Origin of the sequence: Reyranella sp. (genome assembly GCF_044224635.1) — a bacterium.
GTDB lineage: Bacteria > Pseudomonadota > Alphaproteobacteria > Reyranellales > Reyranellaceae > Reyranella.
Window position 1 is genome coordinate 160,038 of the sequence record NZ_JBGAKA010000002.1, and the last position, 26,283, is coordinate 186,320.

Annotated in this window: 21 protein-coding genes and 1 pseudogene; 14 read left to right on the forward strand and 8 right to left on the reverse strand. The window is 67.2% G+C overall.

What is annotated here, in order from left to right:
- Positions 1 to 170 precede the first annotated feature (170 nt).
- The 3 genes from ACILR9_RS02525 to ACILR9_RS02535 all read right to left on the reverse strand — a co-directional run bounded on the left by ACILR9_RS02525 (position 171) and on the right by ACILR9_RS02535 (position 4,511).
- Positions 171 to 2,516, reverse strand: coding sequence for a xanthine dehydrogenase family protein molybdopterin-binding subunit (locus ACILR9_RS02525; protein ID WP_395708309.1), 2,346 nt, complete (start codon positions 2,514 to 2,516; stop codon positions 171 to 173).
- Between the two features lie 160 nt (positions 2,517 to 2,676).
- Entirely contained in the window at positions 2,677 to 3,315 is a 639-nt protein-coding gene (locus tag ACILR9_RS02530) for an NIPSNAP family protein (protein ID WP_395708310.1), read from the reverse strand.
- Between the two features lie 11 nt (positions 3,316 to 3,326).
- Entirely contained in the window at positions 3,327 to 4,511 is a 1,185-nt protein-coding gene (locus ACILR9_RS02535) for a mandelate racemase/muconate lactonizing enzyme family protein (RefSeq protein ID WP_395708311.1), read from the reverse strand.
- A 61-nt stretch (positions 4,512 to 4,572) separates the two neighbouring features.
- Here ACILR9_RS02535 and ACILR9_RS02540 point away from each other — a divergent pair, with 61 nt between their 5' ends.
- From ACILR9_RS02540 to ACILR9_RS02575, 8 genes and pseudogenes are all read left to right on the forward strand, one after another.
- Positions 4,573 to 5,250: a hypothetical protein gene (locus tag ACILR9_RS02540; protein WP_395708312.1), complete on the forward strand. Its 678-nt coding sequence runs from the start codon at positions 4,573 to 4,575 to the stop codon at positions 5,248 to 5,250.
- A gap of 244 nt (positions 5,251 to 5,494) precedes the next feature.
- Positions 5,495 to 6,346, forward strand: coding sequence for a sulfite oxidase heme-binding subunit YedZ (locus ACILR9_RS02545; protein ID WP_395708313.1), 852 nt, complete (start codon positions 5,495 to 5,497; stop codon positions 6,344 to 6,346).
- Between the two features lie 13 nt (positions 6,347 to 6,359).
- Positions 6,360 to 7,148 (forward strand): molybdate ABC transporter substrate-binding protein, encoded by a 789-nt coding sequence (gene modA / locus ACILR9_RS02550; protein WP_395708314.1) that lies wholly within the window; start codon positions 6,360 to 6,362, stop codon positions 7,146 to 7,148.
- Positions 7,145 to 7,831, forward strand: a complete 687-nt coding sequence (gene modB, locus ACILR9_RS02555) for a molybdate ABC transporter permease subunit (protein WP_395708315.1) — start codon at positions 7,145 to 7,147, stop codon at positions 7,829 to 7,831. Before modA ends, modB begins: the two co-directional genes overlap by 4 nt.
- Complete coding sequence (gene modC / locus ACILR9_RS02560; RefSeq protein ID WP_395708316.1) at positions 7,828 to 8,895, forward strand: molybdenum ABC transporter ATP-binding protein; 1,068 nt, start codon at positions 7,828 to 7,830, stop codon at positions 8,893 to 8,895. Before modB ends, modC begins: the two co-directional genes overlap by 4 nt.
- Positions 8,896 to 9,233: 338 nt before the next feature.
- Positions 9,234 to 9,503, forward strand: a pseudogene (locus ACILR9_RS02565) (hypothetical protein); the annotation flags it as partial.
- Positions 9,504 to 9,510: 7 nt separating this feature from the next.
- Positions 9,511 to 11,139 (forward strand): FMN-binding glutamate synthase family protein, encoded by a 1,629-nt coding sequence (locus tag ACILR9_RS02570; RefSeq protein ID WP_395708317.1) that lies wholly within the window; start codon positions 9,511 to 9,513, stop codon positions 11,137 to 11,139.
- 65 nt (positions 11,140 to 11,204) lie between these two features.
- Positions 11,205 to 12,434, forward strand: coding sequence for a PLP-dependent aminotransferase family protein (locus ACILR9_RS02575; protein WP_395708318.1), 1,230 nt, complete (start codon positions 11,205 to 11,207; stop codon positions 12,432 to 12,434).
- An 80-nt stretch (positions 12,435 to 12,514) separates the two neighbouring features.
- On the opposite strand, the gene ACILR9_RS02580 is transcribed toward ACILR9_RS02575, so the two are convergent.
- From ACILR9_RS02580 to ACILR9_RS02595, 4 genes are all read right to left on the reverse strand, one after another.
- Entirely contained in the window at positions 12,515 to 12,931 is a 417-nt protein-coding gene (locus ACILR9_RS02580) for a VOC family protein (protein WP_395708319.1), read from the reverse strand.
- A gap of 247 nt (positions 12,932 to 13,178) precedes the next feature.
- The gene (locus tag ACILR9_RS02585) at positions 13,179 to 13,670 is read right to left on the reverse strand and encodes an SRPBCC domain-containing protein (protein ID WP_395708320.1); all 492 of its coding nucleotides are present in this window, start codon (positions 13,668 to 13,670) and stop codon (positions 13,179 to 13,181) included.
- Entirely contained in the window at positions 13,667 to 14,329 is a 663-nt protein-coding gene (locus tag ACILR9_RS02590) for a YceI family protein (protein WP_395708321.1), read from the reverse strand. Before ACILR9_RS02590 ends, ACILR9_RS02585 begins: the two co-directional genes overlap by 4 nt.
- A 17-nt stretch (positions 14,330 to 14,346) precedes the next feature.
- On the reverse strand, positions 14,347 to 14,883 hold the full coding sequence (locus ACILR9_RS02595) for an SRPBCC family protein (RefSeq protein WP_395708322.1): 537 nt from the start codon (positions 14,881 to 14,883) through the stop codon (positions 14,347 to 14,349).
- A gap of 324 nt (positions 14,884 to 15,207) precedes the next feature.
- On the opposite strand from ACILR9_RS02595, the gene ggt reads away from it, so the two are divergent.
- The 5 genes from ggt to ACILR9_RS02620 all read left to right on the forward strand — a co-directional run bounded on the left by ggt (position 15,208) and on the right by ACILR9_RS02620 (position 24,975).
- Positions 15,208 to 16,815, forward strand: a complete 1,608-nt coding sequence (gene ggt / locus ACILR9_RS02600) for a gamma-glutamyltransferase (protein WP_395708323.1) — start codon at positions 15,208 to 15,210, stop codon at positions 16,813 to 16,815.
- Positions 16,812 to 18,125: an NAD(P)/FAD-dependent oxidoreductase gene (locus ACILR9_RS02605; RefSeq protein ID WP_395708324.1), complete on the forward strand. Its 1,314-nt coding sequence runs from the start codon at positions 16,812 to 16,814 to the stop codon at positions 18,123 to 18,125. Before ggt ends, ACILR9_RS02605 begins: the two co-directional genes overlap by 4 nt.
- The gene (locus ACILR9_RS02610; RefSeq protein WP_395708325.1) at positions 18,122 to 20,452 is read left to right on the forward strand and encodes a xanthine dehydrogenase family protein molybdopterin-binding subunit; all 2,331 of its coding nucleotides are present in this window, start codon (positions 18,122 to 18,124) and stop codon (positions 20,450 to 20,452) included. The genes ACILR9_RS02605 and ACILR9_RS02610 overlap by 4 nt, the downstream gene beginning before the upstream one ends.
- 161 nt (positions 20,453 to 20,613) lie before the next feature.
- Entirely contained in the window at positions 20,614 to 21,786 is a 1,173-nt protein-coding gene (locus ACILR9_RS02615) for an efflux RND transporter periplasmic adaptor subunit (RefSeq protein WP_395708326.1), read from the forward strand.
- A gap of 18 nt (positions 21,787 to 21,804) precedes the next feature.
- Positions 21,805 to 24,975, forward strand: coding sequence for an efflux RND transporter permease subunit (locus tag ACILR9_RS02620; protein WP_395708327.1), 3,171 nt, complete (start codon positions 21,805 to 21,807; stop codon positions 24,973 to 24,975).
- Here ACILR9_RS02620 and ACILR9_RS02625 read toward each other — a convergent pair.
- Positions 24,969 to 25,397: a carbonic anhydrase gene (locus ACILR9_RS02625; protein ID WP_395708328.1), complete on the reverse strand. Its 429-nt coding sequence runs from the start codon at positions 25,395 to 25,397 to the stop codon at positions 24,969 to 24,971. The two genes, ACILR9_RS02620 and ACILR9_RS02625, sit on opposite strands and share 7 nt — an antisense overlap.
- Here ACILR9_RS02625 and ACILR9_RS02630 point away from each other — a divergent pair.
- Positions 25,382 to 26,134 carry a DUF4239 domain-containing protein gene (locus ACILR9_RS02630; protein ID WP_395708329.1) on the forward strand — a complete coding sequence of 251 codons (753 nt, stop codon included), beginning with the start codon at positions 25,382 to 25,384 and terminating at the stop codon, positions 26,132 to 26,134. The genes ACILR9_RS02625 and ACILR9_RS02630 overlap by 16 nt on opposite strands.
- The last annotated feature ends 149 nt before the right edge of the window (positions 26,135 to 26,283 follow it).

A 26,283-nucleotide genomic window follows, 5' to 3' on the forward strand; every position in this document is an offset into this window, starting at 1 on the left:
TCGCGGCAGGCATCGGGGGACGGGAAGCACTATAGCGACAGGAGTCGCGATCGCCGAACAAAGATCCCTCGCTGCGCTCGGGATGACAGTTTCTTTGTCATCTCGAGCGTGGCGAGGGATCTTTCGCTGGGGGCGCGCCACTTCAGTGGCGCGCCCCCAGCGAAGAAGCTTCAAGCCTTCCCGTTCAGCACCCGCCACACCTTCTCCGGGGTCACCGGCATGTCGATGTGGGTGATGCCGAATTCGCTCAGCGCATCGACCACGGCGTTCATGACCGACGGCAGAGCGCCGGCGCAGCCGGCTTCGCCGCAGCCTTTGACGCCCAAAAGGTTGGTTTTGCAGGGCACCGAATGGTTCTCGATCGAGAAGTCCGGGGCGTCCGCGGCGCGCGGCATCGCGTAGTCCATGAAGGAGCCGGCGATCGGCTGGCCCTGCCCGTCATAGATCGTGCGCTCCATCAGCGCCTGGCCGATGCCCTGGATGACACCGCCATGGGCCTGGCCGGCGGTCAGCATCGGATTGATGACCGTGCCGAAGTCGTTGACCATGAAATAGCGCACCACCTCGATCGTGCCGGTGTCGCGGTCGATCTCGACCTCGGCGACGTGGCAGCCGTTGGGGAACGAGAACGGCGGGTTGTCGGAGATGTGGCTGACGTCGAGCGATTGCGGCACATCAGGCGGCAAGGTGAGACCCGAGCGCAGCTTGTCGGCCAGCTCCATGATGCCGATGCCGCGGTCGGTGCCGGCAATGGTGAAGCGGCCGTGCATGAACTCGATGTCGACGGCCGACGCCTCGAGCACGTGGGCGGCGATCTGCCTGCCCTGCTCGATCAGGATGTCGCCGGCCTCGAGGAAAGCCTGGCTGGCGACCAGCGCCGACTTCGAGCCGCCGGTGCCGCCGCCGACCTTGAGCTGGTCGGAATCGCCCTGCAGCAGGCGCAGGCGCTCGAACGGGATGCCGGTCTTGGCGCTCAGCACCTGGGCGAACGGCGTGGCGTGACCCTGGCCATAGTCGAGGGTGCCGCTCAGCATGGTCACCGTGCCGTCGGCCTCGAAGCGGATGCCGCCATATTCCTTGGCCGGCGGTCCCGTCACCTCGAGGTAGGAGCCGATGCCGCGGCCACGCAGCTTGTTGCGCGCCGCGCTCTCCTGCCTGCGCCTGTCGAAGCCTGCCCAGTCGGCGGCCTGCAGCGCCTTGTCGAGCACGGTGGTGAACTCGCCCGAATCGTAGTTCATGCCCGACGGCGCCTTGTACGGCATTTGTGTCGGGCCGATGTGATTGCGACGGCGCAGCTCTGCCCGGTCGATGCCCATCTCGCGCGCCGCCGTGTCGATCAGCCGCTCCATGTAGTAGTTGCCCTCGGGGCGGCCGGCACCGCGATAGGCACCGATCGGCGTGGTGTTGGTGAACACCACCTTGGAGTTCACCTCCATCGCGGACGTACGATACACGTCGATGATGTTCTTCACCGCATTGGTGGTCGCCGGCATCGGCGGATAGATGTAGGCGCCGGCATTGCCCGTGCCGGTGAGCCGGACCGCAAGGAAATTTCCGTCCTTGTCGAGCGCCAGCTCGGCGATGCGCTGATGGTCGCGGCCGTGATGGTCGCTCAAGAAACTCTCGGAACGCTCGTCGGTCCATTTCACCGGCCTACCGAGTTGCTTGCTCGCCAGCAGCAGCGGGCCGTACTCGGGATAGACCTGCGATTTCATGCCGAACGAGCCCCCGACATTGCCGGTCAGCACCCGCACCTTGTCGGGCGTCACGCCGAGCACGTCGCGCGCCAAGCCGCCGCGCAGGCCGATCACGCCTTGGCAGCCGACATTGAGCGTCCAGCGCTGGCTTGCCGGATCGTAGCTGCCGATCGCCGAGCGCGGCTCCATCGGATTGACGACGATGCGGTTGGACACGATTTCCAGCCGAGTCACGTGCGCCGCCTCGGCGAACGCCTTCTCCACCGCCTCGCCGTCACCATAGTGGAAGTCGAGCGCCAGATTGCCGGGCACGCCGTCGTGGATCTGCGGTGCGCCGGAGGCCAACGCCTCGGCCGGGCTGGTCACCGCCGGCAGCTCCTCGATGTCGAGCTCGACCGCCTCGACGGCGTCCTTGGCCTGCAGCGCCGTCTCGGCCACGACGCAGGCTACCGCTTCGCCCACGAAGCGCACCTTGCCCTTGGCAAGCGACGGCCTGGGCGGCGTCTTCATCGGCGAGCCGTCGCGCTGAGGGATGTTCATCGGACATTTGAGCGGGCCGAAGCCCGCGGCGTCGAGCTCGGCGCTGGTCAGGACCGCCAGCACGCCGGGCATCGTCGAGGCTGCCGCCGTGTCGATGCCCTTCAGGAGACCGTGCGCGATCCGGCTGCGCACCATGACGGCGTAGGCCTGGCCTGACAGGTTGATGTCATCGGTGTAGCGCCCCTGGCCGCGCAGCAGGGTCGGATCCTCCTTGCGCGGCACCGGCTGGCCGACGCCGAACTTCATCAGGGCGAGCGCGGTGTCGTCGTACGAATCCATGGGCTACTCCAAAGATCACAATCCTCCCCAGCTCCGCTGGGGAGGTGTCCGCGTCTTCGCGGACGGAGGGGTCATGAGCCTCAGTGGTGGTGCTCATGACCCCTCCGTCGCCGTCTGACGGCGACACCTCCCCAGCGATGACGCTGGGGAGGCGAAGAGACTATTTCAGCGGCGAATAATTCGTCGGCAGCAGCAGCGTCGAGTGCATCTCGGCGAGCTTCGCCGGGCCCTTGGCGAGATAGGCCTGCCAGGCGGGATCCTTCATCGCCGCGCCGCGCGCCTCGAAGCGCTCCTGCAGGTTCTTGTAGCGCCACAGGTGAATCCACTCGTTGGGCTGCGGGAACTCGCCCGTCCAGGCGCCCCAGATCGGCGAGTACTTCTCGCGCGCTTCCTTCACCTCGAGGAAATCCTTGCCGTACTGCTGGGCGCCGCCCAGCACGGTGCGGTAGATGCGCAGCTCGTAGACGTTGCCGGTCGTGCCGTCGGACGGCTTGATGTCGACCACCGCGTTCATCACGCGCAGGTCCTGGCGCTGGATCCAGGGCCGGATGGTCGCGACGTACTTGTCCGTCCAGTCCTTGTTTTTCATCAGCTCGACGCGCAGCCGTTCGCGGTCGTTGAGGCTGTCGTACTTCCAGAGATGCCAGATCTGGTTCAGGGCGCCGAACTCGGCCGTCCAGTAGCCGTGGTTGACGCCGTAGTTGTTGCCGCGCACCGGCCGGCCGATCGTCTCGGCGGCACGCAGGTATTCCGGCATCTTGCCGGGCGCCAGGGTGTAGCAGCGAAGCTCGTAGACCATGTTGTTTCCCCTCACGGATGCGGGTTCTTCGGCGGATGTGCCTTGACCGCCTCCTCGTTGATGTCGGCGCCCCAGCCGGGCCGGGTGGGCACGATCAATTCGCCATTCTGGATGACCGGCGGATGCGTGACCAGATCGTCCTTCCAGGGCACGTCGTCGATATCGATTTCCATGATACGGAAGTTCGGCATTGTGGCGCAAAGGTTGGCGCTCATCAGCGTCGACATGTGGCCGTAGAAATTGTGTGGCGCGCAATTGATCTCGTACGGTTCGGCCATGGCCGCGATCTTGAAGGATTCCAGCATGCCGTTCCACGGCACGTCGATGATCGACACGTCGATCGACCGGTTCTCGAAGAATGGCCGGAACTGGCGGCGGCCGAACAGCGATTCGCACGAGGCGATCGGCATGGGCGCGCGGTCGCGGATCAGGCGCAGGCCCTCGGGATCGTAGGAATCGATCTCCAGCCAGAACAAATTGTAGCGCTCGCAAGCGCGCGCCACCTTGATATAGCCCTCGGTCTTGAAGTTGAAGTTGGTGTCGAGGAGGATTCCCATCTCCGGCCCGGCGCCCTGGCGAAACGCCGACAGGCCATTGTGGATGGCATCGATCGTGGCGTTGTCGACATTGAGCTCGGGCCAGCCCGGCCCGCGCGCGAAGCCTGGCTGATGCATGTTGGGCGGATCGACATCGAAGCGGAAGATGTTGGTCTTGAGCGCCTTGAAGCCGCGCTCCTTCACATGCTTGCCGAGCTTCACCAGGTCATCGGCCGAGCGCACCGGCTCGACGCCCATCACGTCGGCGTTGCGGAAGCGGTAGCTGCCGCAATGCGACCAGTAGAGCGGCAGGCGATCGCGCACCGGCCCGCCGAACATGGCGTAGACCGGGATGCCCAGCGCCTTGGCCTTGACGTCGAGCAGCGCGTTCTCGACCGCCGCCATCGCCTGCTGATTGAGGCCGCCCGGCGCCTGGCGGGTGATGGCATATTGCCGCGTCATGATGCGCTCGATCGGCCGCGGATCCTGGCCGATCAGATCCTGCGCCATGCGCCGGATGACGGCGGTGATGCCGGCACTGCCATAGCCCTCGTTGTACTCTGACCAGCCGACCAGCCCGTCGTCTGTGGTGATCTTTAGGAACGAGAAGTCGCGCCAGCCGGCGTTGCAATGAAGATCCTCGATCTTGGCGATTTTCATGGTGCTCCCCTCCGTGGGACGGCAGCATAGACTAGCGGATGGCCAACAGCGGGATGAAATCATGCCCCTCCACGGCAAGGGAATGCTCGTCGTCTACTCCGAGGTCACGGCGCGTGACGAGCGCGACCTCAATGAATGGTACAATCGCGAGCACATCGACGAGCGCATAAACCTGCCGGGCTTCCATCGCGCGCGCCGCTATGTCGCGGTGCGCGGCTCGCCGAAGTACCTCGCGACTTACGAATGCGACAGCGCCGACGATCTCGCCACGCCGGGCTACCTTCACCTGCTGGCCAACCCGACGCCATGGACCGCGGCGGTCACGGGCCGCTTCACGCGCTTCAACCGGTTGACGCTGCGCCTGCAGGTTGATCTGACGCACGGCGTGGGCGGCGTTCTGACGGCGGTGCGCTTCATTCCCAACCCGCGCGAGCGCAACGCCCTGACGGAGTGGCTGAGGGATACCGCCCTGCCCAAGGCGATCGCACGCCCGGGCCTGGTCGGCGCGTCCGCCGGCGAGAACGACATCGAGATTGCCAACGCGCCCTTGCGCGACGCCAGCATGGATCGTCCGCGCGCCGACGAGGTCGAATGGGTCGTGCTGATCGAAGGCTCCGACGCAAGCGCCGTCGGGGTGGCGGCGCGAACCACCTTCTCGCTTGCCCGCCTGCGGCCCTTCGGCGTGACAGCCGCACCGACCATCGGCACCTACCGGCTGCTGTTCGGGAACCAGAGGTGAGGTTGGGTATTCCCCTCCCCGACTTTCACCAACCAACAATGTCCTCATCCTGAGGAGGCCGCGCAGCGGCCGTCTCGAAGGATGGGATCAGGCAAGGTGTCTGTTGCCCATGCTTCGAGACGCGCTCTGCGGCGCTCCTCAGCATGAGGTTGGTGGCCTTGCGAGGGCCACCTTTCACGTCGCACACATCCCGATGACGCAAGTTTGACGTTTGCGCGAGCGCCCGATCCCCTAAGTATCCAGCGTGACCATTCAGCAAAAAGTCTTCTGGCTACGCCTCGTCACCCTGGTCGGGCTCTGCCTGCCCGCGGTCGAGCTTGCGTGGCGCTGGTACAATGGCGATCTCGATCCGCGGCCGGTGACACTGGCAACCCATGCGACCGGCGACTGGGCCGTCATCTTCCTGCTGCTGTCGCTCGCCATGACGCCGGCGCGGGCGCTGTTCGACTGGATGCCGCTGGTGCAGATCCGTCGCCGCATCGGCGTGGCGTCGGCGCTCTACGCCGGTGCGCATTTCCTGATCTACGTGCTGGATCAGAAGTGGAACCTGATCGTCGTCGCCAACGAGATCGTCAAGCGGTTCTACCTGACGATCGGCTTCGCCGTGCTGCTGGTGCTGATCGCGCTCGCCGTCACCTCGACCGACCGCTGGCAGCGGCGGCTGCGGCGCAACTGGAAGCGGCTGCACTGGCTGATCTATCCCGCCGCCTTCGTCGCCCTGATCCATTTCTTCATCCAGTCCAAGGTCAAGATCGGCGAGCCGGCCTTCGCCGCCGGCCTGTTCGCCTGGCTGATGCTGTGGCGCGTGCTGCCGGCGAAGCTGCGCACGCGCTATCTCGGTCTCGCCCTGCTGGCGGTCGGCGCGACCCTGGCGACCGTGGTCTTCGAAGCGGGATGGTATTGGCTGGTGAACGGCATCGACCCGTCGCGCGCCCTCGAGGCCTACCTCGATCCCGATCTGGCGCCGCGCCCGGCGCACAAGGTGCTGATCGCCTCGCTGCTGCTCATTGTGGCCGTCGGGCTGCGACGTCTCACACTCGCTGCAAACAAGCTCTGGACGAAGCGATATGTCCAGTCGAGTATATCGGCTCCCTGATTTGGAGGCTGGTATGTTGAAGAGACGGAGTTGGCTCGGCTTGGCGCTCGCCGTGTCGTTGCTCCCGAATGTAGCGTTCGCTCAGAGCAACGTCGTGATTTTCGCCGCGGCGAGCCTGAAGAACGCGCTCGACGAGATTGCGACGACCTGGTCGAAGGACACCGGCAGGCCGATGCCCAAGATCTCCTATGCAGCGAGTTCTGCCCTCGCCAAGCAGATGGAGCAGGGCGCGCCGGCCGACCTGTTCATCTCAGCCGACCTCGACTGGATGGACTACGTCCAGGGCAAGACCCTGATCAAGACCGACAGCCGCTTCAATCTGCTCGGCAACAAGATCGTGCTGATAGCGCCGAAGGACTCGAAGCTCACGACGGTCGAGATCAAGGGCGCCGATCTCGCCAAGGCGCTGGCCGGCGGACGCCTGTCGATGGCCAATGTCGATTCGGTGCCGGTCGGCAAGTACGGCAAGGCCGCGCTGGAGAAACTCGGCGCCTGGGCCGACGTCAAGGATCACCTGGCGCAGGCCGAGAACGTGCGCGCTGCGCTGCTGCTGGTGGCCCGCGGCGAGACGCCGCTCGGCATCGTCTATGCCACCGACGCGGCGGCCGAGCCGAATGTCAAGATCGTCGGCGCCTTTCCCGCCGACTCGCATCCGCCGATCATCTACCCGGCGGCTCTGACCAAGGACTCCACGAACGCCGATGCCAAGGCGTTCCTCGACTTCCTGCGCAGCGCCAAGGCGCGCACGGCGTTCGAGAAGCAGGGCTTCACGGTGCTGGTGCGGTCGAACTCGGCGACATGACGCCCGAGGAGTGGACGGCGGTCAGGCTGAGCCTGCTGGTCGCGACCACCGCGACCGCGGCCAGCCTGCCGTTCGGCGTCGCCATCGCCTGGCTGCTGGCGCGCGGCCGCTTCTGGGGCAAGGGCCTGCTCGACACGCTGGTCCACCTGCCGCTGATCCTGCCGCCGGTGGTGACCGGCTACCTGCTGCTGATCTCGTTCGGCCGCAAGGCGCCGGTCGGCGCCTTCCTGGCCGAGGAACTCGGCATCGTGTTCGCGTTCCGCTGGACCGGCGCCGCGCTGGCTTGCGGCATCATGGGCTTCCCCCTGATGGTGCGCGCCATCCGTCTCTCGATCGAGGCCGTCGACCATCGGCTCGAATCGGCCGCGGGCACGCTCGGCGCCCATCCGTTCCTGGTGTTCGCCACCATCACCCTGCCGCTTTGCCTGCCCGGCATGATCGCCGGCGCCATCCTGTGCTTCGCCAAGGCGATGGGCGAGTTCGGCGCGACCATCACCTTCGTGTCCAACATCCCTGGCGAGACCCAGACCCTGCCGTCGCTGATCTACACCTTCACCCAGGTCCCCGGCGGCGACGCCGGCGCCTTCCGCCTCACCCTGGTGTCGATCGCCATCTCGATGATGGCGCTGCTCGGCTCGGAGCTGCTGGCGCGGCGCATCGGCGTCCGGCAAATGGCGGCATGAGCCTCGAGGTCGACGTCGAGCATGCGCGCGGCAGCTTCCGTCTCACGGCGCGCTTCACGGCCGCGCCCGGCCTGACGGCGCTGTTCGGCCGCTCCGGCTCGGGCAAGACCACCCTGGTCGACATCGTCGGCGGCCTGGTGCGGCCCGATCGCGGACGGGTCGTCATCGACGGCAAGGCGCTGGTCGACACGGAGAAGGGCGTGTTCATCCCGCGCCATCGCCGCCACATCGGCTACGTGTTCCAGGATAGCCGCCTGTTCCCGCATTTCAACGTGCGTCGCAACTTGCTTTACGGGCGCTGGTTCGGCCGCGATGACGGCGGCGGCGCCAAGGCCGACCTCGCCTCGGTGGTCAACCTGCTGGGCATCGGCCACCTGCTCGACCGGCGGCCAGCCTCGCTGTCGGGCGGCGAGAAGCAGCGGGTCGCGATCGGCCGCGCCCTGCTCTCCTGGCCGCGTCTGCTACTGATGGACGAGCCGCTGGCCTCGCTCGACGAGGCGCGGCGCGCCGAGATCCTGCCCTACATCGAACGGCTACGCGACGAGGCAGGCGTGCCGATCCTCTATGTCAGCCATTCCGTCGCCGAGGTGGCGCGCCTCGCCACGACGGTGGTGCTGCTGAGCGAGGGCAGGGTGACGGCCGTCGGCCCGGTCGGCGACGTGCTATCGCTGGCCGATCCGGCCGATGTCGGCAGCGTGCTCGACGCCACCGTGACTCGTCACGACGGGGCCTTTCAGCTTTCGGTTCTGGCGACGGCGGCGGGCGAGCTGCAGGTGCCGCGCCTGCAAGCCGCGCCGGGCACCGCCGTGCGCGCCTACATCCGCGCCCGCGACGTCATGCTGTCGCTCCGGCCGCCTGACGCGGTGAGCGCACTCAACGTGCTGCCTGGCCGGATCGTCGAGATCGCCGCCACCGCGAACGGCGCGCAGGCCGACGTCAGGCTGGACTGCCACGGCGCCATCCTGGTCTCGCGCATCACCGCCAAGTCGGTGCAGCGCCTGGCCCTGGCGCCCGGTGGGCAGGTGTTCGCCGTGATCAAGAGCGTGTCGTTCGAACGGACGTAGGGCAGGCTCGGCGTTGGGCGCCACCTCAATCTCTGTCGTCCCGAGCTCAGCGAAGGACCTTATCGCCGCTCACCACCAGTGTACTCTGCAACTACTGGCAATGAGATCCTTCGCTGCGCTCAGGATGACAAGAAGGAGCGTCGCGCGCACCCAGCGACCAATTTGCGCTATCCTCCCTCCAAGGGAGGACGGCCGCCATGGCCAAGACAAGAGTCCGGAAGGGCATGCCGAGCAGCGCGCTCACCAAGGCCGAGTTCACGCGGCGGGCGCGCGAGCGCTTCGTCGATCCCGCCTTCGAGGGCCTGCAGGCAGAGATCGACAGGATCATCGATGCGGCGTGGGTGGCCGTGCACGGCGTCATGATCGTGACACCGGTGAGCTGGTATCAGGCGCCGTCGGGGCTGAAGGCGATGATGGATCGCCTGGTATGCGCCGACGGCGGCAACCCCGATCCGACGACCACCCAGGGCAAGGATCCCGCGATGGCCAAGGAGATCGAGCTGGAAGTCCGCAACGCCGCACGCTCACTGGTGCAAGCCGTGCGCCTGATGCGAAGCGGCAAGCTCGCGCAACCCGATGCCCGCCTGGCCGATGTTCGTCCAAAATGAGGAACCGATGCCCCCTCTGATGCTCGCTTTCACGCCACGCTTCATCACACTCACGTTGTCGGCGCTGGCGCTGGTCGCGTTCGCGATCGGGTTGGTGTTCGATCCGCGGTCGTTCCTGCTCCATCTCGGCCTCTACATCGCGATCTTCCTGATCGCCGTCGGCATCTACGACCTGGTCCAGAAGCATCATTCGATCCTGCGCAACTACCCGATCGCGGCGCATCTGCGCTTCATCTTCGAGGCGATCCGGCCGGAGATGCGTCAGTACTTCTTTGAAGGCGAGAAGGACGGCACGCCGTTCAGCCGCGACCGCCGCGCAGTGGTCTACCAGCGCGCCAAGAAGGTGCTCGATGTGCGGCCCTTCGGAACCCAGTACGACGTCTACAGTGTCGGCTACGAATGGATGAACCATTCGATCGCCCCGGCGCCGGTCAGCGACGAGCATTTCCGGATCACGGTCGGCGGGCCGGAGTGCACGCAGCCTTACTCCGCCTCGGTCTTCAACATCTCGGCGATGAGCTTCGGCGCGCTCAGCGCCAACGCCATCCGCGCCCTGAACGGGGGCGCCCGGCTCGGCAACTTCGCTCACGATACCGGCGAAGGCGGCTACAGCCCGTATCATCGCGAGGGCGGCGGCGACATCATCTGGGAGCTCGGTTCGGGCTATTTCGGCGCCCGCAATCCCGACGGCACCTTCTCGCCCGAGAAGTTCGCGGCGGCAGCGGCCAATCCGCAGGTCAAGATGGTCGAGCTGAAGCTCAGCCAGGGTGCCAAGCCGGGCCATGGAGGCGTCCTGCCCGCTCCGAAGGTAAGCCCGGAGATTTCCGCGACCCGGGGCGTGCCGATCGGTGAGGACTGCATCTCGCCGTCGCGGCATTCGGCCTTCTCGACGCCGGTCGAGATGATGCGCTTCGTCGCCGAGATGCGACGGCTGAGCGGCGGCAAGCCGGCCGGCTTCAAGCTCTGCATCGGTCACGAATGGGAATTCCTCGCCATCTGCAAGGCGATGCTCGAGACCGACATCTATCCCGACTTCATCGTCGTCGACGGCAAGGAAGGCGGCACCGGTGCGGCGCCGATGGAGTTCGTCGATCACATCGGCAAGCCGATGCGCCAGGGTCTCTATTTCGTGAACAATGCCCTGGTCGGGATCGGGGTGCGCCAGCGCATCAAGATCGGCGCTGCCGGCAAGATCATCACCGCGTTCGACATCGTCCGCACCATGGCGCTGGGTGCCGACTGGTGCAACGCCGCACGCGGCTTCATGTTCGCCGTCGGCTGCATCCAGTCGCAGTCCTGCCACACCGATCGCTGCCCGACCGGGGTGGCGACGCAGGATCCGACGCGCCAGCGCGCCCTCGACGTTCCCGACAAGATGCAGCGCGTGGTCAATTTCCATCATGCGACCCTGCACGAGCTGGCCGAGATGACCGCGGCGGCAGGTCTCGACCATCCCAACGATTTCAAGCCGATCCATATCTCGCGCCGCGTCTCGGCCAGCGAGGTCATCACCTTCGCCGAGCTCTATCCGGCGCTGCCCGAGGGCGCCCTGGTCGCCGGCACCGCGCCGCCGCGCTGGATGCAGCCCTGGGCCATGGCGGATGCCCGTTCGTTCCGCGCGGTGACCCAGAGCTGACCAAAATCGGTTGCGAATCGGCGGTCGTTGGCCCAGCAATGGGTCACAGTAAAAGAGGAACCGCCATGACCGCCGCATTCGATCTTGCTCCCCTGCTGGCGCCCGGCACGCCGCCGCCGGCCGTCAAATGGAACGGCTTTCCCCGGTACAATTTCATCGGCGGCCACAACGACGCCAAGCACGTGCCGGTCGACGCGCTGATCGCGGCGGCGACGGCCGTGCTCAAGCGCGAGGGCGCGACGCTCGCGACCTACGGCCTGAACAGCGGACCATTGGGCTATCGCCCGCTGCGCGACTTCCTGGCCGGCAAGCTCAAGGGCCATGCCGGCATCGACTGCTCACCGGACGAGATCCTGATCACATCGGGGTCGATGCAGGGCCTTGAGCTGGTCAACTCCCTGCTGCTCGGCAAGGGTGACACCGTGCTGATCGAGCAGGAGACATACGGCGGCGCGCTGACCAAGCTGGTCAAGCTCGGCGTCAACACGATCGGCATCCCACTCGACGACGAGGGGCTGCGGCTCGACATCCTGAAGCAGAAGCTCGAAGAGCTGAAGCAGAAGGGCGTGACGCCGAAATACATCTACACCATCCCGACGGTGCAGAATCCGACGGGCGCCATCATGGGCGAAGCGCGCCGCGCCGAGCTGCTGAAGATCGCCCGCGCATACGGCGTCATGATCTTCGAGGACGAGTGCTATTCCGACTTGGTGTGGAGCGGCAAGCGACCGCCCTCGCTCTATGCGATGGCCGGCGGCGAAGGCGTTATCCATATCGGCTCGTTCTCCAAGTCGATCGCGCCGGCGCTGCGCGTCGGCTACATCGTCGCCAAGTGGGAGATCCTGAGCCGCATCCTCGGCCTGAAGCAGGATGCCGGCTCCGGCGCGCTGGAGCAGATGGTGCTGGCCGAGTTCTGCAAGCAGCATTTCGCCGATCACGTGCCCCGACTCAGCAAGACGCTGGCCGGCAAGCTGCAGACCCTGCGCGAGGCGCTGGCCGAGCAATTCGGCACCGCCGCCGAGTTCGGCGACCCGCCAGGCGGCATCTACCTCTGGATCAAGCTGCCCGACAACGTCGACACGGTGAAGCTCGCCCAGGCGGCGCTCGCCGCTGGCGTATCGCTCAATCCGGGTCCGGAATGGTCGACCAACAAGGAGTATGCGCGCTGCCGCCTGCGCCTCTGCTTCGCCAACCCGGAACCGGAGACAATCAGGCAGGGCATCGCCGTGCTGGCCGACGTCTGCCGCCGCGAGTTCGGCGTGCCGTTGCGTAGCTCGAACGTCGACAAGGCGTAGGACGACGCTACGAAGAGACAAGGCTCGTTGCGCTCGGGATGACAAGAATGCCGTCCCGAGCGCAGCGAGAAACCTTTCGATCAGCTCTTCTCCGCAATCACCATCCACATCACGCCGAAGCGGTCGGTGACCATGCCGAAGCGCGAGGCGAAGAAGGTCTTGGTGAGCGGCTGCTGCACCTGACCGCCCTTGCCGACGGCGTTGAACAGCCTGTCGGCCTCGGCATCGTTCGCCGCATTGAGCGTGAGGCCGAAGCCTTGGAAGGACGGCTTGCCGGCGCAGTGACCGTCCGACGCCATGATCTGCGTGTCGCCGACCTTGAAGGAGGCATGCATGATTTTCTTTTCCGACCCCGCCGGCATCGTACCCTCCGGCGGCTTTTCGGGGGCCTCGCTGAAGCGCATCATCATGTCGACCTTGGCGCCGATCGCGCTCTTGTAGAATTCCAGGGCCTCCTCGCACTTGCCGTCGAAAAACAGGTAGGGCTGCACGTTCATCTTTCGCTCCTTTCGGTCCTCTCGGTCGTCAATCGTCTGGTCGATGCCCGTCCCGAAATCTCGGAAGACGCTCGGCGCCTGCGGCCAGTCCCTCATGCGGTGGATCAGCGGGATCGCGACCTGTCTCCGCCGGATCGACATGACCCGACGTGCCATGGCCGCCGTCGCAACCGTAACGCCGCGGTGTCGTGAAGGGATGCCTGCGGCGTGTCACCACGGCGCCGCGAGTTGTCAAGTCCGTCGCGGCTCATGCCGCGTCGCACGCTGCTTCGAAGAACGCCGCACATCTGTCGAGACATCCGGTCCAGCCGGCCTGATGGTCGAGCCGGGCCTCGTCGGACGCAAACGCGGTGTGCCTCAAGGTGAGGCGCGTTCGCTCGCCCAAATCGTCGAAGATCACCGTGACCAATGTCTCGCGATCGATCGCGCCGTCCGCATCCTCGGTCATGTAGGTGAAGACCAGCCGCTCCGGCGCGGCAATCTCGCGATAGACTCCGTGCTTGACGACAACCGTCCCGTCGGGCGCGCGCATGCGACGATGCCAGACACCGCCGGGGCGCAGGTCGATGGTGCAGGACAGCGGCGTGAAGTCGCGCGGCGCCCACCAGCGCGCCGCCAGCCGTTCGTCGGTCCATGCGGCGAAGACGCGCGCCCGCGGCGCCGCGATGTCGCGCCTGACGACCACTTCGCCCGCCACGGATTTCGCGATCATGTTCGTGGCGCGGGCTGGACCGTTCATGGCGTCCTCACGAACTCGACGTCGGCCACGATCTCGATCGAGGGCCCAAGCAGCGGCATCAGGCCGAACTCGACGGGGTTGATGCTGGCGCGAGCGGTGGCGCCGATGCGCGGCTGGCCGGTCAGGCCCTTGCCGGCGCCGACCAGCTCGACATCGAAGGTCACCGGCTTGGTATGGCCGAGCAGGCTCAGGGTGCCGTCGACCTTGCCGGCGCGCGGCCCCGTCTGCCGGAAGGCGGTCGAAGCGAACGTTACCTGGGGAAAGGCGTTCGACTTCAGGAAATTGTCGCCGGCCAGCTGTTCGCTGAAGCCCTTGACGTTGGAGGCGATCGACGCAGCCTCGACCTTGGCCGACAGCGCCGCGCCGCTCGGGTCGGCGGGATCCCACGTCAGCGTGGCGTCGAGCCGATCGAACCGGAAGATGCTGTAGGAGTAGCCGAGGTGCGAGACGCGGGCGATGACCGCGGCATGATCGGGATCGAGCGCATAGGTTCCCGCCAGGGCAAGCTTGTAGTCCTGTTCGGCAGGATAGACCCCTGGCGGCAGGTCGGAAGGCGCCGCCTGCCCGTGGCCGATCGCGGGGACGAGGACCAGCGCCAGGAATGTCGCCAGCACGCGGGACGACAAAAGGCTCGCGCGGACATCGCGCCGCTGGCTCATGACTCCCTCCGTAACGACTATCGCTTTTCGGCAAGCGCCTTGAGATTGGCGAGGCCCGCTTCGAAGTCCTTGCCGATCATGGTGTCCATGTTCATGAACAGGCTCACCACCTTGCTGATCAGCGGGCTGGGGCCGTGGATCGCCCAGGTGACGTCAGTCGCGTCGCCCTTGGGCTTCAGGGTGAACTCGGCGGTGTTGTGAGCCTCGAACGGCTTCTGGAAATCGAGCTTGATGACCACCTTGGCCGGCGCCGCCTCGAGGATCTCCATGCTGCCCTGCCCGACATTGTTGTCGCCGTCCCAGGCGTAGGTTGCGCCCTTGCCGGCGGTGATGTTGCCGAACGAGCGCTTCATCCCCGGATCCTTCTTCTCGTAAGGGGACCAGTCGGCCCACCGCCGGAAATCGGCGATCAACGGCTGGATGCGATCGGCCGGCGCATCGATGCTCACCGAGCGCTCGACGCGAAAGCTGTCGGGCTTGGTCGAGGCATAGGCCAGGACGCCGGCGATCGCGACCAGGATGACCAGCACGACGTATCCGAGGATCTTCAGCATGACGCTCGCGGATGTTACTTAACTCAGCGGTTAAGAATTAGGAAGGACCCGCGGCAATGTCAACCGATCGGAGATAATGATCACGGCAGAGGCCTCCCATGTCATCTTGAGCGCAGCGAAGGATCTCATCGCCGGAAGCTCAAAGGCACGCCCGTGGCCACGGCGATGAGGTCCTTCGCTGCGCTCAGGACGACAGAGATTGAGGTGGCGAGCTCATCTACCGCCAAAGAACGACGATCGAGAACGTCACAGGCTCTCAGAGCGATAGAAAATCGTTGGGGATCATCGAGCTCGTGGCCCGAATCTGCTAGTCATCGGCCCGACATGATCGAATACAACGCTGGCCGTCCGGCCGCCCAGTCGCCGCACGGCATGGTGACGTCGCCCCACGCTCTCGCCTCGCACGCCGGCGCGGAAATGTTGAAACGCGGCGGCTCGGCCGTGGATGCGGCCATTGCCGCGAGCGCCACGCTGTCGGTGGTCTATCCGCACATGACCGGCATCGGCGGCGATGCGTTCTGGCTGATCCATGACGCGGCGACCGGCGCGGTGCGCTACATCGACGGCGGCGGGCGCGCCACGTCGCTCGGCACGCTGGAGGCCTTCGCCCGGCGCAGCCTCACCGAGGTGCCGTACCGCGGCCCGCTGGTCGGCACGCTTACCGTGCCGGGTTCGGTGGCGAGCTGGACCTTGGCGCATGCCGCCTATGGCCGCCTGCCGCTGGCGCGCTGTCTCGACACGGCGGTCGGCTACGCGCGCGACGGCTTTCCGATATCACCGCGGCTTGCCCAATGGTTCGAGACCGCGGGCCCGGAGCTGGCCAGGAGCCCGGAGGCGGCAGCGATCTTCCTCGGCGGCAGCACTGTGCTCGCCAACCCCGATCTGGCGCGCACGCTGCAGGCGATCGCCAGCGACGGCTGGTACGGTTTCTACGCGGGCGAGGTGGCGCGCGAGCTGGTGCGCTGGTCGCAGGCCAATGACGGCTTCTTCACCGCAGAGGACCTCGCTGCGCAAGTCGCGCGCTGGGGCGAGCCGCTCAAGGGGAGCTATCGCGACGTCACGCTCTACGAGACGCCGGCGCCCACCCAGGGCTTCGCCGTGCTGCAGATGATGAACCTGCTCGAGCCGTTCGAGCTTCATCGCAAGCCCTTCCTCGGCCCCGATGCCGTGCATCTCATGGTGCAGGCCAAGCAGCTCGCCTATCACGACCGCGATCGTCATCTCGCCGATCCCCGCTTCGCCGACGTGCCGATGGATCGCCTGATCTCCAAGGCCCACGCCGACGCGCGGCGTCATCTGATGGATCCGGCGCGCGCCATTCCGTGGGACCGCATTCCCTCCGAAGGCAGCCTGGCCGGCGACACGGTCTACATAGCCGCCGTCGACCGCGACGGCAACGCCGCCTCGCTGATCCATTCGCTCTATGGCGGCTTCGGCGCCGCCGTCGTCGCCGGCAGGACCGGCGTGGTGCTGCAGAATCGCGCCGCCTATTTCACGCTCGATCCCGGTCATCCCAACCGGGTCGAGCCGGGCAAGACGCCGCTGCATACGCTGATCGCCTCGCTCGGCTTCCGGGACGGCAGGTTGTGGAGCGTGCTGGGCTGCATGGGCGCCGACGGCCAACCGCAGATCCACCTGCAGACCTATCTGGCAATGATCGATCACGGCCTCGACATCCAGCAGGCGGTCGAGATGCCGCGCTTCCTGTCGGGCCGCTTCGCGATCGGCCAGCCGCGCGACATGCTGCATCTCGAAGCGCGCTTCCCGCGCACCACGCTCGATGAGCTCGAGCGGCGCGGCCACACGCTCGATCGCTGGGGCGATTGGAACGAGCTCGCCGGCCATGCCCACGGCATCACCATCGATCCGCTCACCGGCATGCGGGCAGGCGGCGCCGACCCGCGCAGCGATGGCGAGGCGGTCGGCTGTTGACCGACAACGAGTACCCGGCGAGCTGGTATGCCGCCACCCGCGACGCTGACCCGGAGCGGCCGCCGCTCAGCGGCCGTGCTCAGGCCGACGTCGCGGTGGTCGGCGGCGGCTTCGCCGGCCTGCATGCCGCGCGCCTGCTGGCGATGCGCGGGCAGCGGGTCGTGCTGGTCGAGCGCCGGCGTATCGGCTGGGGCGCTTCGGGCCGCAACGGCGGTTTCGTCAGCCCGGGCTATGCGGCTCGCACGGCGGCACTGGTCGCCCGCCTCGGCGTGGCGCACGCACGCAAGCTCTATGCGCAGTCCAAGCGCGGCGTGGCGATCGTACGCGAGGCGATCGAGACCTCCGCCCGGCCCGACCTCCTGATGAGCGAGGGCAAGCTCACCGTGGCGCGCACCGATCAGGGCGACGATTTCCCCGACCGCATCCGCGCGCTGGCAGCCAAGCTCGATGCCGATTTCGAGCCGTGGGACACTGCGCGCGTGCGCGCACTGCTCAGCACCGAGCGCTACCATCAGGCGATCCACGACCCGCGCTCCTTCCAGGTCCATCCGCTCAATCTCGCGCTCGCGCTGGCGCGCGACATCGAGCGCCGTGCCGGCACCGTGCACGAGATGAGCGACGCGGTACGGCTGGAGCACAAGGGCACCGGGTGGCGCGTGCATACCAACGGCGGCGAGATCGCCGCCCGCCACGTCGTGATGGCGGGCAATGCCGATCTCGGCCGCGTCCAGCCGCGGCTCGCCCGCGCCATCCTGCCGGTGGCGACCTACGTCGCGGTGACGGCGAAGCTCGGCACGAAGCTCGCCGAAACGGTGCGCTGGCGCGGCGCCATCTCCGATACGCGCCGGGCCGGCGATTACTATCGCATCGTCGACGGCGACCGCCTGCTGTGGGGCGGCCGCATCACCACCGACACGCGCGAGCCGGCCAACCTCAGCGCCCTGATGCGCAGCGACATCCTGTCGGTCTATCCGCAGCTCGGCGAGGTCGCGATCGAGTATGCCTGGCCCGGCATCATGGGCTATGCGCCGCACATGATGCCGCAGGTCGGCGAGATCGAGCCCGGCCTGTGGGTGTGCTCGGCCTTCGGCGGCCACGGGGTTGCCCAGACAGCCGCCGGCGCCGATGCTGTCGCCGTCGGCATCGCGGGCGAGGACGACCGCTGGAAGCTGTTCGCCCCCTACGGCACGCGCTGGGCCGGCGGCGGCGCCGGCCGGCTCGCCACGCAGCTCGTCTACTGGCGGCTGCAGGCTGGCGACTGGTGGGACGAGAAGCGACAGGCCCGGAACGCGGAGACGCTCAGGACATGACCCTATCGACCAGCGCTCTCTCGCAGAGATCAACGATCGGCGATTCGCCCCGTCGGCGCGAGGATGCCCGCCTAATCACCGGCGCCGGCAGCTATCTCGACGATTTGCACTTCGACGGGCTGGCCCATGCCGTTGTGCTGCGCTCGCCGCACGCCCACGCCTGGATCCACGGCACCCATACCGATGCTGCCCAGCGCGCACCCGGCGTGCTTGCCGTCCTGACGGCGGTCGACGCGGCGCACGACAAGCTCGGGCCGCTGCGGCCCTACGCCGAGGCCAATGTCCAGACCGGCGAGCCCTTCGCCTTCGCCCCGCAGCCGCTGCTCGCTGCGACCAAGGTGCGCTTCGCCGGCGAGCCGATGGCGCTGATCGTGGCCGAGACCCAGGCCCAGGCGCTCGACGCCGCCGAGCTGGTCGAGATCGACTACGAGCCGCTCGCCGCGGTGACCACGGGCGCGGCGGCGCAGGCCGCGGGCGCGCCGGTCATCGCCGACGAGGTGCCGGGCAATGTCTGCCTCGACTGGCGCACCGGCGACAGCGCCGGCGTGGCCGCTGCGTTCGCCTGCGCCAACCACATCGTTCGACTCAAGCTCGACAACCATCGCATCACCATCAACCCGATGGAGCCGCGCGGCTGCGTTGGCCAGTTCGATGCGGCGAGCGGGCGCTACACGCTGCATGTCTCGAGCCAGAACATCCACATCAACCGCAACCACGTGGCGCGCGCGCTCGGCGTCGAGCCCGCCCGGGTGCGCTTCATCGCCCCCGACGTCGGCGGCGGCTTCGGCGCCAAGAACTTCGCTTACGCCGAGCACGCGCTGATCCTGTGGGCGGCGCGCCGGGTCGGCCGGCCAGTCAAGTGGATCGCCAGCCGCAGCGAGGTGTTCCTGTCCGACCATGCGGCGCGCGACGTGACGGCCGAGGCCGCCTTGGCGCTCGACCGCGACGGCCGTTTCCTCGCCCTCGAGGTCTCGAGCGTGGCCAACCTCGGCGCCTACATGGTGGGCGCCGGCGGCGGCGTGCAGACCTACCAGTACGTCCATCTGCAGGGCACGGTCTATCGCCTGCCGTCGATCGCGCTGCACGTCGTGGCGGTGCTGAGCAACACCGCGCCGATCGGCGTGACGCGCGGCCCCGGCTTCGCCGAGACGGTCAACATCCTGGAACGGCTGATCGACGCTGCGGCCCTGCGCTTCGGCTTCGACCGCAGCGAGCTGCGCCGCCGCAACATGGTGCCGGCCGACGCCATGCCGATGACCAACAGCTTCGGCTTCCAGGTCGACAGCGGCACCTTCCCGCAGACCTTCGACCAGGCGCTGGCCCGCGCCGATGTGGCAGGGTTTGCCGCACGACGCCGGGAGAGCGAAAGCGCCGGCAGGCTGCGCGGGATGGGCTTCGCCTATCACATCAAGGGCACCGGCGGCTCGCCCGACGAGAATGTCGACGTACGATTCGAAGCCGACGGCACGATCTCGCTGATCACCGGCACCCAGCATATCGGCCAGGGTCACGAAACCACCTTCCCGCAGATCCTCGCCCATCGCCTGGGTGTGCCCAACGAGCGCATCCGGCTGCGCCAGGGCGACACCGACCTGATCGTGGCCGGCGGCGGCCATGGCAGCTCGCGCGCCACCTACATGGGCGGCACGGCGATGTGGCGCGCCTCGGACCGCATCATCGCCAAGGGCACGGCGCTCGCCGCCGACGCGCTCGAGGCGGCCGAGGCCGACATCCGCTTTGCCGACGGCAGCTTCGTCGTCTCCGGCACCGATCGCGCGATCGGCCTGATCGAGGTGGCGGCGCTCGGCCGCGCCAGGGGCGAGCCGCTCGACACCTACCATGCCTGGACGCGCGAGCACCTGACCTTCCCCAACGGCGCCCATGTCGTCGAGGTCGAGATCGACCGCGAGACCGGCCGCGTCACCCTGGCGCGCTACACCGCGGTCGACGATTACGGCGTCCTGGTCAATCCCATGATCGCGACCGGCCAGGCGCACGGCGCGATGGCCCAGGGGGTTGGACAGGCGCTGCTCGAGCACGCGGCCTACGATCCGGGCTCGGGCCAGATGGTGGCCGGCTCGTTCATGGACTACGCCCTGCCGCGCGCCGACGACCTGCCGTCGTTCGATCTCGGCTTCAACGGCACGCCCTGCACCACCAATCCGCTGGGCGTGAAAGGCTGCGGCGAGGCCGGCGCGATCGCCGCCTTCCCGGCCATCGCCAACGCGATCCTCGACGCCCTGGCGCCGCTCGGCGTCGAGGGCATCGACGGGCCGGCGACGCCGGACCGCATCTGGCGGGCCCTGCAGCAGGCCGAGGCGCGCTGACGTCATATACCTCCCCAGCTACGCTGGGGAGGGGAATCAGAATCCTCCCCAGCTTCGCTCGGGAGGAGGATGACGCAGCGCACGAGATGACGTGCGCGGTGGCAATCCGGGTTGGGATGCGCTAACGCTTGGCGAGCATTGCGGGGAGCGTTATCGGAACCATGTCGAATCGCCGCCTGATCCTGCTGCCTTTGCTGGCCGGCGTCGTGGCCGCGCTGGGCGGCTGCAAGCCCGAGAACAAGTTTCAGCCGCCGCCGCCGCCCGAGATCAGTGTCGCCAAGCCGTTGCAGCAGGAAGTGACGCCCTACGAGGAGCTGACCGGCAACACGGTGGCATTCGCGACCGTCGACCTGGTGGCCCGCGTCAAGGGCTTCCTCACCAGCATCAAGTATGTCGACGGCACCCTGGCGAAGCAGAACGACGTGCTCTTCGAGATCGAGCAAACGATGTACAAGGCCAACGTCAAGGAGGCCGAGGCGCAACTCGAGGCCGCCCAGGCCGAGCTGGTCCAGTCGCAGGCCGAGTACGTCCGCCAGGAGACACTGCTGCGCCAGAACGTGTCGGCGCAGACCACCTTCGACAAGGCCAAGGCCAAGCGCGACAGCGACCGCGCCAACGTCGAGAATGCCGAGGGCAACCTCACCATCCAGCAGACCAATCTCGGCTACACCACGGTGATGGCGCCATTCGACGGCATCGTGACCAAGCACCTTGTGTCGGTCGGCCAGCTGGTCGGCGACACCTCGGCCACCAAGCTCGCCACCATCGTCCAGATGGACCCGATCTATGTCGAGTTCAACATGAGCGAGCAGGACGTGCTGCAGATCCGTGACAATCTCCGGAAGCGGCTGACCGTCGAGGATCTCAGCAAGGTGCCGCTCGATATCGGCCTGATGAACGAGGAGGGCTACCCGCACGCCGGCTTCCTCAACTACGTCTCGCCCGAGGTCGATCCCAATACCGGCACCATCCTGGTGCGCGGCCTGTTCAAGAACCCCGACCGCAACTTGCTGCCGGGCTTCTTCGTGCGCGTGCGCGTGCCCAGGGGCCTCGACGCCACCAAGGTCTTCCTGGTGCCCAACCGGGTTGTTTCCGAGGACCAGGCCGGCAAGTACGTGCTGACCGTCGACAAGGACAACGTCGTGCGCCAGAGCCGGGTCAAGGTCGGCCAGTTGCTGGTCGGCGGCCTGCGCGTCATCGAGACTGGCCTCGCCGCCGACGACCGCGTCGTGCTGACCACCAACGGCCGTGCCGTGCCGGGCGGCAAGGTGGTGCCCAAGGAGGAGACGATCCCGCCGCCGCCGGCGGGCGCCAACATCACCACGACCAAGTAACTGGCCGGCCCTCGTCCGATGATTTCTGCATTCTTCATCAACCGGCCGGTCCTGGCCAACGTGCTGGCGATCGTCATCGTGCTGCTGGGCGCGGTGGCGCTCGCCACCCTGCCGGTCTCGCAGTACCCCAACATCGTGCCGCCGACCGTGCAGGTCACGGCCAACTATCCCGGCGCCAGCGCCAAGACGGTGGTCGACAACGTGGCCCTGCCGATCGAGCTGCAGGTCAACGGCGTCGAAGGCGCGATCTACATGCAGTCGTACAGCACCGATGCCGGCACCTACCAGCTCACGGTGACGTTCGCGATCGGCACCAATCTCGATTTCGCCCAGGTGCTTGTGCAGAACAAGGTGAGCGCGGCGCTCGCCTCGCTGCCGCCCTCGGCCCAGGCCCAGGGCGTCATTGTCGAGAAGAAATCGACCGCGATCCTGCAGATTCTAGCGCTGACGTCGCCAAGCGACCGGTTCGACAGCCTTTATCTCAGCAACTACGCCAGCATCAATCTGGTCAACGAGCTGTCGCGCATCCCGGGCGTCGGCAACGTCAACGTGCTGGGCGTCGGCCAGTATTCGATGCGCGTCTGGCTCGACCCGCAGAAGCTCTACACCTTCGGCTTGACGCCGGGCACGGTGGCCGACGTCATCAAGCAGCAGAGCCAGCCGGTAACGGCCGGCCAGGTCGGCATGCCACCCGCGCCCAAGGGCCAGGATTTCCAGCTCACCGTCGATGTCGAGGGTCGGCTCTCCTCGCCGGAGGAGTTCGCGAACATCATCGTCAAGAGCGACCAGGGCAACGGCGGCCGCATCGTTCGCCTCAAGGACATCGGCAGGGTCGAGCTCGGCTCGCAGACCTACTCGCAGATCTTCAAGATGAACGGCAAGCCGGGTGCCGGCATCGCCATCTACCAGCTGCCCGACGCCAACGCGCTCGACGTCGCCAACCGCGTCAAGGCCAAGATGGACGAGCTGGCCAAGCAGTTCCCCGACGGCGTCGTCTACGATGTCTCGTTCGACACCACCAACTTCGTCAAGATCTCGATCCAGGAGGTGTTCATCACCCTGATCGAGGCCGGCATCCTGGTGCTGATCGTGATCATGGTGTTCCTGCAGGACTGGCGCGCCATGCTGGTGCCCGCCACCACCATCCCGGTGACTATCATCGGCGCCTTCGCCGCCATGGCGGCAATGGGCTTCACGCTCAACACCACGACCATGTTCGGCATCGTGCTGGCGATCGGCATCGTGGTCGACGACGCCATCGTCATCGTCGAAGGCGTGGCGCGCCATATCGAGCGCGGCCTGTCGCCTCACGACGCCGCCATCAAGGCGATGGACGAGCTGTTCGGGCCGGTGATCGGCATCACCCTGGTGCTGATGTCGGTGTTCCTGCCGGCCGCCTTCGTGCCCGGCCTGACCGGCAAGATGTTCGCCCAATTCGCCCTGGTGATCGCCGCCACCGCCTTTATCAGCGCGGTCAATGCCGCCACCCTGAAACCGACCCAGTGCGCCATGTGGCTGCGGCCGGCCGTGCCGCCGGAAAAGCGCAACTTCTTCTATCGTGGCTTCAACCACGTCTACCAGAAGCTCGAGGAAGGCTATGCCTGGCTGATCGGCGGCATGGTGAAGCGCAGCGGCATCATGGTGCTGCTGGCCTTCGTGATGGCCGGCCTGGGCGGCTGGGGCGTGGCCCGCCTGCCGACTGCCTTCATCCCCAACGAGGACCAGGGCTACATGCTGATGGGTCTGCTGCTGCCCGACGGCGCCTCGCTGGAGCGCACCGAGGCCTCGCTGTCGCAGGTCGCCGAGATCGCCCGCAAGACGCCCGGCGTCGACCATGTCGTGGCCATCGCCGGCTTCTCCGTCCTCGACAGCAACAACTCGCTGGCCAACGGCGGGGTCTGCTACATCATCTTCAAGGACTGGAGCGTGCGCGCCAAGCAGCCCGGCCAGGACCTGCGCTCGATCGTCCAGAAGATCGCGCGCGAGAGCCAGGTGCTGCAGGACGGCAGCGCCTTCCCGCTGGTGCCGCCGGCCATCCAGGGCGTCGGCAATGCCGGCGGCTTCCAGATGCAGGTCGAGCAGCGCGACGGCTCGTTCGACTACGTCAAGCTGCAGAATGCGACCGACAACCTGATCGCCCAGGCCAGCACCCAATCGGGCCTGGCCAATCTCGTCACCTCGTTCCGCGCCGGCGCGCCGCACATCCGCGTCGAGGTCGACCGGGTCAAGGCGCAAACCTTGAAGGTGTCGATCGGCGAGGTGTTCGACACTCTGTCGGCCTATGTCGGCTCGTCCTACGTCAACCGCTTCAACAAGTTCGGCCTCACGCTGCTGGTGTTCCAGCAGGCCGATTCGCAGTATCGCCTGAAGGGCGAGGACATCCTGCGCCTGCAGGTGAAGAATTCGGACGGCCAGATGGTGCCGATCGGAGCGCTCGCCACGCTGCACCAGTCGAACGGCCCGCCGCTGATCAGCCTGTACAATCTCTACCCGTCGGCCGCCGTGGTCGGTGCCTCGGCGCCGGGCTTCAGCTCGGGCGAATCGATCTCGTTGATGGACCAGATCGCCGGCGCCACCCTGCCGCCCGGCACCGGCTACGAATGGACGGCGATGTCGTACCAGGAGAACATCGTCGGCAACCAGATCATGTATGTCTTCGCCCTGGCGATCCTGCTGGTCTATCTCTGCCTCGCCGGCCAGTACGAGAGCTGGATCCTGCCGCTGGCGGTGATCCTGGCCGTGCCGCTGGCCTTGATCGGGCCGGCCGTCGCGCTGGGATCGCTGGGCATGCCCAACAACCTCTACACCCAGATCGGCCTGATGCTGCTTATCGCGCTCGCCGCCAAGAACGCCATCCTGATCGTCGAGGTGGCGCGCGAGGCGCGCCTGCTGCACGGCAAGCCGATCCTCGACGCCGCCGTCGAGGCGGCGTGCACCCGGTTGCGCCCGATCCTCATGACCTCGTTCGCCTTCATCCTCGGCGTCGTGCCCCTGGTGACCGCGAGCGGCGCTGGCGCCAACTCGCGCATCTCGCTCGGCATGGCGGTGTTCAGCGGCATGATCGCCTCGACCTGCCTCGCCGTTCTGTTCGTGCCGTCGTTCTTCGTCGTGCTGCAGCGCCTCGAGGAATGGCGCAAGGGGCGCAAGGCGCCGAAGCCCGCCACACCGGCCACCGAGCCCTCTCACTGAGGGGCGAGAATCAGCCTGCCCCCGTCCCGGCCGGCTGCGCGCCGCCGAACGCCGCAATGGCATGCTGGCGCATGCCACTTGCCGGCTCGACCGTCAGCCGGACGCACTCCCCCCATGCTGATCAGGGCGTCGCGCTCGGCGGCCGAGGCGAGCGTTGGTCCGAGATCGCACAGGTGCCCGTCCTGCATGCCGTAGATCCAGCCATGCAGCACCAGCTTCCGGCCGCGCGCCCAGGCGTTCTCGACGGTCGGGATGGAAGCGACGCAGCGGACCTGCATCTCGACGTTGAGTTCGCACATCCGGTTTATCCGCGCCTCGTGATGGCGACGCAAGGACGGCGGGGGAGACGAAGCGCTTCCGCCGCCGCTATCCTTGCGCCAGGGTCGAATGGGCCGGGGGAGAGTAGATGAGCGCCCTGACAATTTCGCTGATCATCTGCGGCATGCTGGTCGGTGGCGCGCTCACCGGCGCCTTGCTGCGCCGCGTGCTGCCCGACCATCATCTCGACACCCACGCCAAGGACATCGTCCGGCTGGGCTGCGCCCTGATCGCCACGATTTCCGGCCTTGTGCTCGGCCTGCTGATCAACTCCGCCAAGACGACGTACGATGCCCAGCGCGACGAGATTCGGCAGCTGGCGACCAGCATCACCCTGCTCGACCACATGCTGGAGCTTTACGGGTCGGAGGCCAGGACGGCCCGGCAACTGATGCGCGATGCGGTGCCGACCCTGGTCGACCGCATCTGGACGGAGGGTCCGGCGAAGACGGCCGAGGGCCCTTTCACCTCCTCGACCGTCGGTCGGCAGGCCTTCCATGCGATCCAGACCCTGGCCCCCGCGACCGAGACCCAACGCCAGTATCAAAGGCAGGCCTTGCTGGCCGCCAATCAGATCCTGCAGGCCCGACTGATCCTGTTCGAGCAATCGACCGCCCGCATGCCGCCCATCTTCCTGGTCGTCCTGGTGTTCTGGCTGTGCATCCTGTTCGCGAGCTTCAGCCTGTTCTCGCCTCTCAACCCGACCGGCTTCGGCGCCCTGGTGCTGATCGCGCTGTCGGCGTCGGGAGCGGTCTTCCTGATCCTCGAGATGTACCAGCCGTTCACCGGCCTGATGCAGATCGACAGCGCGCCGCTGCGCCAGGCGCTGGCGCCGCTATGAGCGCCACACCTCGGGCCCTTCCGTTCCGGGCCGTCTTGCAGGCAGCGTCGGCGGCTGGCGGCCTCGTGTTGCGCCCCAAGCCCGGCAACGATACGGGGCTCACGACATCTCCGCGCAACGCGGATTTCCGCCGACGAGGAAGCAGCAGT

Coding starts and splice junctions, on each gene's coding strand:
- ACILR9_RS02525 (WP_395708309.1), bottom strand. CDS start 2,516: ATGGATTCGTACGACGACACCGCGCTCGCCCTGATGAAGTTCGGCGTC.
- ACILR9_RS02530 (WP_395708310.1), bottom strand. CDS start 3,315: ATGGTCTACGAGCTTCGCTGCTACACCCTGGCGCCCGGCAAGATGCCG.
- ACILR9_RS02535 (WP_395708311.1), bottom strand. CDS start 4,511: ATGAAAATCGCCAAGATCGAGGATCTTCATTGCAACGCCGGCTGGCGC.
- ACILR9_RS02540 (WP_395708312.1), top strand. CDS start 4,573: ATGCCCCTCCACGGCAAGGGAATGCTCGTCGTCTACTCCGAGGTCACG.
- modA (WP_395708314.1), top strand. CDS start 6,360: ATGTTGAAGAGACGGAGTTGGCTCGGCTTGGCGCTCGCCGTGTCGTTG.
- modB (WP_395708315.1), top strand. CDS start 7,145: ATGACGCCCGAGGAGTGGACGGCGGTCAGGCTGAGCCTGCTGGTCGCG.
- modC (WP_395708316.1), top strand. CDS start 7,828: ATGAGCCTCGAGGTCGACGTCGAGCATGCGCGCGGCAGCTTCCGTCTC.
- ACILR9_RS02570 (WP_395708317.1), top strand. CDS start 9,511: ATGCCCCCTCTGATGCTCGCTTTCACGCCACGCTTCATCACACTCACG.
- ACILR9_RS02575 (WP_395708318.1), top strand. CDS start 11,205: ATGACCGCCGCATTCGATCTTGCTCCCCTGCTGGCGCCCGGCACGCCG.
- ACILR9_RS02580 (WP_395708319.1), bottom strand. CDS start 12,931: ATGAACGTGCAGCCCTACCTGTTTTTCGACGGCAAGTGCGAGGAGGCC.
- ACILR9_RS02585 (WP_395708320.1), bottom strand. CDS start 13,670: ATGAACGGTCCAGCCCGCGCCACGAACATGATCGCGAAATCCGTGGCG.
- ACILR9_RS02590 (WP_395708321.1), bottom strand. CDS start 14,329: ATGAGCCAGCGGCGCGATGTCCGCGCGAGCCTTTTGTCGTCCCGCGTG.
- ACILR9_RS02595 (WP_395708322.1), bottom strand. CDS start 14,883: ATGCTGAAGATCCTCGGATACGTCGTGCTGGTCATCCTGGTCGCGATC.
- ggt (WP_395708323.1), top strand. CDS start 15,208: ATGATCGAATACAACGCTGGCCGTCCGGCCGCCCAGTCGCCGCACGGC.
- ACILR9_RS02610 (WP_395708325.1), top strand. CDS start 18,122: ATGACCCTATCGACCAGCGCTCTCTCGCAGAGATCAACGATCGGCGAT.
- ACILR9_RS02615 (WP_395708326.1), top strand. CDS start 20,614: ATGTCGAATCGCCGCCTGATCCTGCTGCCTTTGCTGGCCGGCGTCGTG.
- ACILR9_RS02620 (WP_395708327.1), top strand. CDS start 21,805: ATGATTTCTGCATTCTTCATCAACCGGCCGGTCCTGGCCAACGTGCTG.
- ACILR9_RS02630 (WP_395708329.1), top strand. CDS start 25,382: ATGAGCGCCCTGACAATTTCGCTGATCATCTGCGGCATGCTGGTCGGT.